This window comes from Streptomyces marokkonensis (assembly GCF_039539045.1).
GTDB classification, from domain to species: domain Bacteria; phylum Actinomycetota; class Actinomycetes; order Streptomycetales; family Streptomycetaceae; genus Streptomyces; species Streptomyces marokkonensis.
This window is the reverse complement of record NZ_BAABCQ010000233.1, coordinates 1-9,343: the sequence shown is the minus strand read 5'-3', so window position 1 is coordinate 9,343 and position 9,343 is coordinate 1. Positions and strand designations below refer to the sequence as shown.

Annotated in this window: 2 protein-coding genes; both read right to left on the bottom strand. The window is 72.5% G+C overall.

Annotated elements, in window-relative coordinates; translation table 11 throughout:
- A partial coding sequence (locus tag ABEA26_RS33295; RefSeq protein ID WP_345597427.1) for a beta-ketoacyl synthase N-terminal-like domain-containing protein occupies positions 1–342 on the bottom strand: 342 nt, incomplete at its 3' end.
- Between the two features lie 29 nt (positions 343–371).
- On the bottom strand, positions 372–9,343 hold an 8,972-nt coding region (locus ABEA26_RS33290), incomplete at its 5' end, for a type I polyketide synthase (protein WP_425587942.1).

Below are 9,343 nucleotides of genomic sequence, written 5' to 3'. Positions count from 1 at the left end.
GATCCCGAAGAACCCCGGATCGAAGTCGGCCACACCGTCGAGGAAGCCACCCTCCGCCGTGCAGGAGGTCCCGACCGTATCCGGGCCCGGGTCCGGTTCGTACAGCGACTCGAGGTCCCAGCCCCGGTCCGCCGGGAAGGGTGCGATGACGTCCGCGCCCGCCACGACCAGCCGCCACAGGTCCTCCGGCGACCGCACGCCGCCCGGGAAGCGACAGCCCATGCCGATGATCGCGACCGGTTCCCGGCCCTTGCCCTCGTGCTCCTTGAGCCGTTCCTGCGCTTCCTCAAGGTCCGCCGTCACCCGCTTGAGGTAGGACAGCAACTTCTCTTCAACTGACACAGGTGCTCCCCCAATTTCGCGCGCGGCGATCAACGCTTGCCGAACTTCTGGTCGATGTAGTCGAAGACCTCGTCCACCCCGACGGAGTCCAGGTCGGCCGCGGCGGAGGTGTCCTGCGCAGCTCCGTTCCGGTCTCCGACGGTGGCGAGCAGTGTCCGTAGCCGGGTCTCGATACCCACGTAGACCGAATCCTCCAACTGGGTCGCCGCCAGGGCTGTTTCGAGGCGTTCGAGTTCCGTGAGCACGGACGGTCCAGCTTCCCCTCCGCCCGTGCGAGCGATCGCGGGGGTGGTCGCGGAAGCATTCGCGGAGGCGGTCTCCGCGATGTCCTCCAGACCTTCTTCGAGCCGGCCGACGAGGTGTTCGGCCAGAGCCTGCGGGGTCGGGTAGTCGAAGAGCAGCGTCGCCGGCAGGGCGAGCCCGGTCACCACACCCAGCCGGTTCCGCAGCTCCACCGCCGTCAGGGAGTCCAGCCCCAGCTCGCTCAACGGGCGTTCCGCGAGCACCGTTTCGGTACCGCTGTGCCTGAGTACCACCGCCGCATCGCCCCGGACGAGATCGAGGATCTCCCGCTCGCGCTCCGCCCGGGTCAGGCCCGCCAGCCGCGCGCGCAGCGGTGAACCGTCCGCGCCCACGTTCGTGCCCGATGCCGCAGCCGTCTCCATGGCCCGACGCGCCTCGGGGACGCCAGCCAGAAGTCGGCTCGGCCGCAACGACGTGAAGGCCGGCACAAAGCGCTCCCACTCCACGTCCGCCACCACGACATGGGTGTCGTCCTCGACCAGCGCCCGCTCCATCGCCACCAGCGCCAGCGTCGGATCCATCACGGGCATCCCGCGCCGTGCCAGCGCAGCCTCACCGCCCTCGTCGGACGCCACCATCCCGCCGCCGCCCCAGGCGCCCCAGCTGACCGCCGTGGCCCGCAGGCCCCGGGCGCGCCGCGCGGACGCCAGCCCGTCCGCGTACGCGTTGGCGGCGGCGTAGGCGGCCTGGCCGCCGCTGCCCCAGACTCCCGCACCGGACGTGAACAGCACGAACGCGTCCAGATCCCGTTCGCCGAACGCCTCGTCCAGGCATGCGGCACCCACCGCCTTCGCGCGCACCACGTCCCTGAACTCCTCGGCGTCCATCTCACCGAGAGGGGTCACCTGACCGATGCCCGCGGTGTGGATGACGGAGCGGACCGGCGTGCCGGCGTCCTTCAGCCCTTCAACCAGCCCGGCCAGCGCTTCCCGATCGCTCACGTCACACGCGGCGACCTCCACCGCCGCGCCCAAAGCCTCCAGCTCGGCCACCAACTCCACCGCACCCGGAGCCTCCGGACCACGACGACTCGTCAGCACCAGCCGCTCAGCACCATTACCGGCCGCCCAACGAGCCACATGCGCACCCAACGCACCTGTACCGCCCGTAATCAGGACCGTGCCACGCGGCGACCAATCACCGGATGCAGTACGGCTGTTACCAGGGGCGTGCACCAGGCGGCGCCCGTACACACCCGAAGCACGCACCGCGAGCTGGTCCTCACCCGCAGAACCGGCGCCCGTGCCTGCCAGCGCGGTACAGACACGGGTCACCGCCCGCTCGTCCAACATCTCGGGCAGATCGATCAAACCGCCCCAGCGGCCAGGCTGCTCCAGCGCGACCACCCGCCCCAGACCCCACACCTGCGCCTGCACCGCATCCACCGCACCGTCAGAGCGGCCCACCGACACCGCGCCCCGCGTCAAACACCACAACGGCACCGACAACTCCGCATCGCCCACCGCCTGCACCAACGACAACGTGCCCGAAGCCGGGTCATCCTGCCCCAGGGCCAGCAACGACACCACACCAGCGAACCCGGAGGCCTCCTCAGCAAGCCGCGCGGCCAGCGCCTCACGGCTCACCTCACCACCTTCCACCAGCCACTCCACAACCTCCGCACCACGCGCACGCATCCCCGCAACCACCGGGTGATCCACGCACGCCGACGGCGTCACCATCAACCAGGCCCCCTCCAGTCCCGCGCGCTCGGCACCGCCCGGAACCGGCTGCCACGTCACCCCGTAGCGCCACGAGTCCACGGTCGACAAGTCGCTCGACCTGCGCCGCCAGGAGGAGAGCACCGGGAGCAGTTCACCGAGAGCGTCGAGTTGTCCCACTCCGGCGTCCGGGCCCAGCGTCTTGGTGAGGGCCTCCACGTCCCCGTGCTCGACCGCCGCCCAGAACCGCTTCTCCGGTTCGGAGACCGCGGCGTCGGCGGTCGGCGGAACGGACTCGGTGGCCTCCGGCCAGAACCGGTCCCGCCGGAACGCGTAGGTCGGCAGGTCCAGATCGACGTCGGCCGCGTACCGGGACCAGTTCACCTCGACGCCGTTCACGTACGCCGCGGAGAGCGCGGTCCGCAGCTGGTCCGGCTCGTCCGTGTCGCGGCGCAGCGTACCGGTCACAAAGGCGTCGCCGTACTTCTGTTCCAGAGTTGCCCGTACCCCGAGGGTCAGCACCGGGTGTGGGCTGACCTCGATGAACCGGGTGTGGCCCTGGGCGCCGAGGAGTTCCACTGCGGTGTCGAGGCGGACCGGCAGACGCAGGTTGTCCACCCAGTACGCCGCGTCCATCCCCGCGCCTGAGCACCAGTCCCCGGTGACCGTGGAGCAGAGCGCGATGTCGCCCTCGGTCGGGCAGATGTCGGCGAGGACCTCCAGCAGCCGTTCGCGCAGGGCCTCGACGCCCGCGCTGTGCGAGGCGTAGTCCACCGCGATGGTCCTGGCCCGGATGCCGTTCTCCTCCCAGACCAGGGCCAGCTCGGCGAGGCCGGCGGTCGGCCCGGAGACCACCACCGCCTGCGGGCCGTTGACCGCCGCGATGCCCACGCCCACGCCTGCGCCCGCGGCGTCGGCATCGGCCAGGATCCGGCCGACCTCGTCGGCCGTGGCCGCCACCGACACCATGCCGCCGAGGCCCGAGAGCTCCTCGGCGATCGCGCGGCTGCGCAGGGCGACGATCTTCGCCGCGTCCTTCAATGTGAGCACGCCCGCCACGCACGCGGCGGCGATCTCGCCCTGTGAGTGACCGACGACGGCGTCCGGCACGACTCCGTACGAGCGCCAGACCTCGGCCAGCGACACCATTACCGCCCAGAGCACGGGCTGCACGATGTCGGCGCGCTCCGACCAGTGGGTGAAGTCGTCCCGGCGCAGCACGTCGGTGACCGACCAGGCCGTCCACACGCCCAGGGCCTCGTCGCACTCGGCGAGGCGCGCGGCGAACACGGGGTCGTCCGCGAGCAGGCCGCGTGCCATGCCCGCCCACTGGGTGCCCTGGCCGGGGAACATCCACACCACGCGCCCGACACCCGCCGAGCCCGAGACCACGCCCGCGTCCTGTGCCGCGAGCACGTCGGTGGAGGCCAGTTGCGCCAGGGCGTGCTGGAGTGCGGGCCGGTCCTCGCCCCACATCACCGCGCGGTGCTCGAACCGTGTCCGCGCCAGCAGGGCCGCAGCCACCGTGGACACCGGCGTCCCGGGACGCCCGGCCAGCCAGTCGGTGAGCCGGGCCGCCTGGCGAGCCACCGCATCGGGTGTGCGGCCGGACAGCACCCACGGCACCGCGCCGGTGAGACCGGGCGCCTCCTCGGTCCTGGCGGGTGCCTGCCCGACGGCAGCGGGCGATTCTCCGATTACGGCGGGCGTCTGCCCGACCGCAGCGGGCGCCTGCTCGATCACGGCGTGCGCGTTGGTGCCCGATACGCCGAACGCGGAGATGCCCGCGCGGCGGGGACGCCCAGCCGTCGGCCATGCCCGCTGTTCGGTGAGCAGTTCCACCGCGCCCGCCGACCAGTCCACTTCGTGGGTCGGCTCGCCCACATGCAGGGTCTGCGGCAGCACACCCTCCCGCATCGCCATGACCATCTTGATCACCCCGGCGACGCCCGCCGCCGCCTGGGTGTGGCCGATGTTGGACTTCACCGAGCCCAGCAGCAGGGGCTGCTCGGCCGGACGGTCCTGACCGTACGTCGCGATCAGCGCCTGGGCCTCTATGGGGTCACCCAGACGGGTGCCCGTGCCGTGCGCCTCCACCGCGTCGATGTCCGCGGTCGTCAGGCCGGCGTTCGCCAGCGCCTGGCGTATGACGCGCTGCTGGGAGGGACCGTTCGGCGCGGTCAGACCGTTGGACGCACCGTCCTGGTTCACGGCGCTGCCGCGTACGACCGCGAGGACGCGGTGGCCGTTGGCCTCGGCATCCGAGAGCCGCTCCACCAGAAGCATGCCCACGCCCTCGCCCCAGCCGGTACCGTCCGCGCCCTCCGCGAACGCCTTGCAGCGGCCGTCCACGGACAGGCCGCGCTGTCGGCTGAACTCGGCGAACAGGTCGGGCGTCGCCATCACCGTGACGCCACCGGCGAGCGCCAGGTCGCACTCCCCGGTGCGCAGCGCCTGCGCCGCCATGTGCAGGGCGACCAGCGACGACGAGCACGCCGTGTCCACCGTCACCGCCGGGCCTTCGAGGCCCAGTGCGTAGGCGACGCGGCCGGACACCACGCTCGCCGCGTTGCCGGTGGCCGCGTATCCCTCGACGTCGGCCCGTGTCCGGGTCAGGAGGGCGGGATAGTCCTGGCCGTTGGTGCCGACGAACACTCCGGCGCGGCTTCCCCGCACCGTCTCGACGTCGATGCCGGCCCGTTCGAACGTCTCCCAGGAGGTCTCCAGGAGCAGCCGCTGCTGCGGGTCCATCGCCAGCGCCTCACGCGGGCTGATCCCGAAGAACGCCGCGTCGAACTCCGCGGCCCCTTCGAGGAACGCGCCTTCCCGGACGTACGACTTCCCTGCACGGTCCGGGTCCGCGTCGTAGAGCGACTCGACGTCCCAGCCCCGGTCGGTGGGGAAGTCCGTGACGGCGTCGCGGCCTTCGACGAGCAGCTGCCAGAGGTCCTCCGGCGAACGTACGCCGCCCGGGAATCGGCAGCTCATCGCCACGATCGCCACCGGCTCGTCCGCCGCGTCCGCGCCCGCGGGCACCGCACCCGCGTCATTCGCCGCCGCGGCCCCCGCACCGCCGAACAGCTCCTCGCCCAAGTGCGCCGCCAACGCCCGCACACTCGGGTGGTCGAAGGCCAACGTGGACGGCAGCACCAGCCCCGTCACCGCGCCCAACCGGTTCCGCAGCTCCACCGCGGTCAGCGAGTCGAACCCGGCATCGCCCAGCGACCGCTCGTCCCCCACCGCCTCCACACCGCGATGCCCCAGCGCACCCGCCACCTCGGCCCGCACCAGCTCCACCAGCGCTCGTTCGCGCTCGGTCTCGGACAGGCCTGCCAGCCGCACACGCAGCGGCGATCCATCCGCCGCGCCCGCACCGGACGCCTCCGCCGCTTCCATCGCGGCCTCGACGGCTCGGCGCGCCTCGGGGACTCCCTCCAACAGACGGCTGGGGCGCAGTGCCGCCAGTCCCGACGCGCAGCATTCCCAGTCCACGTCGGCCACGCCGACGACCGCGTCGTCGCCGGCGACCGCATCGCTCAGCGCCACCAGCGCGAGGTGGGGTTGCATCGCGCCGAGTCCGGTGCGCCGCATCCGCTCGACGACCACCAGGTCGGCGGCCATTCCGGCGCCGTCCCAGGCACCCCAGGCGACCGAGGTCGCGGGCAGGCCCAGGCTCCGCCGGTGCTCGGCCAACGCGTCCACGTACGCGTTGGCCGCACCGTAGTTCGCCTGTCCCGCGCCGCCCAGCGTCGCCGCGAACGAGGAGAACAGCACGAACAGCGACAGGTCCAGCTCCGCCGTCAGTTCGTGCAGGAACCGTGCCGCGTCGGCCTTGGGGGCCCACACCGAGGCGAACCGCTCGGGCGAGAGCCCGTCCAGCAGGCCGTCGTCGACGACGCCCGCCAGGTGCACCACTCCCTTCAGCGGGCACTCTTCCGGCACTCCCGCCACCACGGCTGCCAGGGCCCGGCGGTCGGTCACGTCGCACGCCACCGCCTCGGCGGTCACGCCCAGACCCGCCAGCTCCGCCACCAGCTCGGCGACGCCTTCGGCCGCCGGGCCGCGGCGGCCCGCCAGCAGCACTCGCTCGAAGCCTTGTGCAGCGCACCACCGCGCCACGTGCCCGCCCAAGGCGCCTGTGCCGCCCGTCACCAGCACCGTGCCGCCGGTCGCGCGTGCCGGCTCGCCGGTCGCGCCGCGCCCGCGGCCGACGCGCGCGAGGCGGCGCCCGAACACACCGGACGGCCGCACTGCCGTCTGGTCCTCACCGTGGCCCGCGCCACCCGACAGCACCGCGGCAAGCCGCTCACCGGCCCGGGTGTCGAGGACGGCGGGCAGGTCGACAAGGCCACCCCAGCGTTCCGGCAGCTCCCATCCCACCGATCGGCCCAGACCCCACACGGCTGCCTGCGCCGGGTCGACCGCGCCGTCCGCGCGTCCCACCGACACCGCGCCCCGCGTCACACACCACAGGGGCGCCGACAGACCGGCGTCGCCCAGCGCCTGCACCAGGCAGACGGTCGACACCGGTGCGCCGTCCCCGGCGGTCAGCGGCAGCAGCGACACCACGCCCGCCGGAGCCTCGCCCGCGTCCAGCGCGGCGCCGATCCGACCCGCGAGGTCCGCTCGCTCCCACTCGCTCTCGTCCAGCGCCAGGCGCACCACGGTCGCACCCGCGCGGCCGAGCACGTCCGCGCACCACCCGGCCGGGTCCGCGTCGAATGTACGGTTCAGGGCGTTCGGGGAGCTCGAGCCTTCCGGAGCGTACGTTCCGCTGGACACGATCAGCCAGCGACCGCCCAGCACCGCACCGGCTGCGGGCTCACCCAGCGACTTCCATGTCGCCCGGTAGCGCCAGGAGTCCACGAGTGTGCGTTCGGCCTCGCCGCGCCGCCACGAAGACAGTACGGGGAGCACGTCGACCAGACGCTCCTCTCCCGACACACCCAGCGACGCACCCAGCCCCTCAAGATCGCCCCGCTCCACCGCGGCCCAGAAGAGCCGCTCGGATTCAGGCCGGTCCTCGGCCGCACCGGCACCCGCGCCGAAGCCGACGGCCGATCCCGTGCCCGCGTCGAACACCACGCCCTCCGGCCAGAACCGCTCGCGTTGGAACGCGTACGTCGGCAGGTCCACCACCGCACCCGCCCCCGACAGCCCCACCGACCAGTCGACCGGCACGCCGCGTACGTGCAGTTCGGCGAGGGAGGCGAGCAGACTCTCCGGCTCCTCACGGTTCTCGCGAAGCACGGGTACGAAGGTGAGCTCATCGCCCCCCTCGGAGCCGGGCGTGACGCAGTCCTGGGCCATCGCGGACAGCACAGCGACCGGGCCGAGCTCCAGGAACGCGGTCACGCCCGCGGTCTCCAGGGTGCGGATGCCGTCCAGGAACCGCACCGCCTCGCGGACATGACGGACCCAGTACTCCGCCGAACACACCTCTTCGTCGGTGACCTGTCCGCCCGTGACGTTCGAGATCATCTTGATACGGGGAGCGGCGAAGGTCAGGCCCTCGGCCATGGCGCGGAAGTCGTCGAGCATCGCGTCCATGTGCGGCGAGTGGAAGGCGTGGCTCACACGCAGCCGCTTGGTCTTGCGGCCCTCGCCCTCGAAGTGCGCGGCAATCTCAAGAACCGCCTCCTCGTCACCCGAGACCACGGTGGCGGACGGCCCGTTGTGGGCGGCGATGGATACGCCGTCGGCCAGGAGCGGCAGGATCTCGTCCTCCGCCGCCTGGAGCGAGATCATCGCGCCACCCGCCGGGAGCGCCTGCATCAGACGACCCCGCGCCGCCACCAGAGCGGCAGCGTCCTCCAGCGACAGCACCCCGGCCACGTACGCGGCCGACAACTCACCGATCGAGTGACCCAGCAGATGGTCCGGCTTCACACCCCACGAGGTCACCAGCTCGAACAGGGCGACTTCCAGAGCGAACAGCCCCGCCTGCGTGAACTGTGTCTCATCCAGCAGCTCATCCGCACCGTCAACCTCACCGAAGACCACCGTACGCAGCGGCCGGTCCAGGTGCCGGTCCAGCTCGGCGCAGACCACGTCGAACGCCTCGCTGAAGGCGGGATACGCCTCGTACAGCTCCCGGCCCATGTCGACCCGCTGCGCGCCCTGGCCCGAGAACAGGAAAGCGAGTTTCCCACCGGCCGCCGTGCCCGATGCCGTGCCTATGACCGTGCCCGCCTCTGAGTCCCTCACTGAGGCGAACTCGGCGAGTCGCGAGAGGAGTTCCTTGTCGTCCGAGCCGATGACCACCGCGCGATGGTCGAACAGTGCACGGGTGGCCAGCAGGGACCGTGACACATCCGGGGCGGACACCGGCTCGCCGGCGTCGGAGGTCAGGAAGGTGTGCAGCCGCGCGGCCTGGGCGCGGAGCGCCGCGGGCGACTTGGCCGACACCGTCCACGGCACCAGGGTGCCCTGCGGCGCGGGCGAGGGAGCGGGGCGGGTTTCCGTGTCCGCCTGCTCAAGCACCACATGCGCGTTCGTGCCGCTGACACCGAACGCGGAGATTCCGGCGCGCCGCGGATGTCCGGTGGCGGGCCACTCCCGATCCGCCGTGAGCAGCTCCACCGCTCCTGTCGACCAGTCCACTGCGCGGGTCGGCTCGTCCACGTGCAGGGTGCGCGGCAGCACGCCCTCCCGCATCGCCATCACCATCTTGATCACACCCGCGACACCCGCCGCGGCGGCGGTGTGCCCGATGTTCGACTTCACCGAGCCCAGCCACACCGGGTGGTCGTCGGAGCGCCCCTGACCGTACGTCGCGAGGAGCGCCTGGGCCTCGATGGGGTCGCCCAGCGTCGTACCCGTACCGTGCGCCTCCACCACGTCGACCTCCGTGGCCGACAGGCCCGCACTCGCCAACGCGTCACGGATCACCCGCTGTTGAGCAGGTCCGTTCGGCGCGGTCAGGCCGTTCGACGCGCCGTCCTGGTTCACCGCGCTGCCGCGCACGACGGCGAGGACCCGGTGGCCCTTGGCGCGGGCGTCCGAGAGACGCTCCAGCACCAGCACACCCACACCCT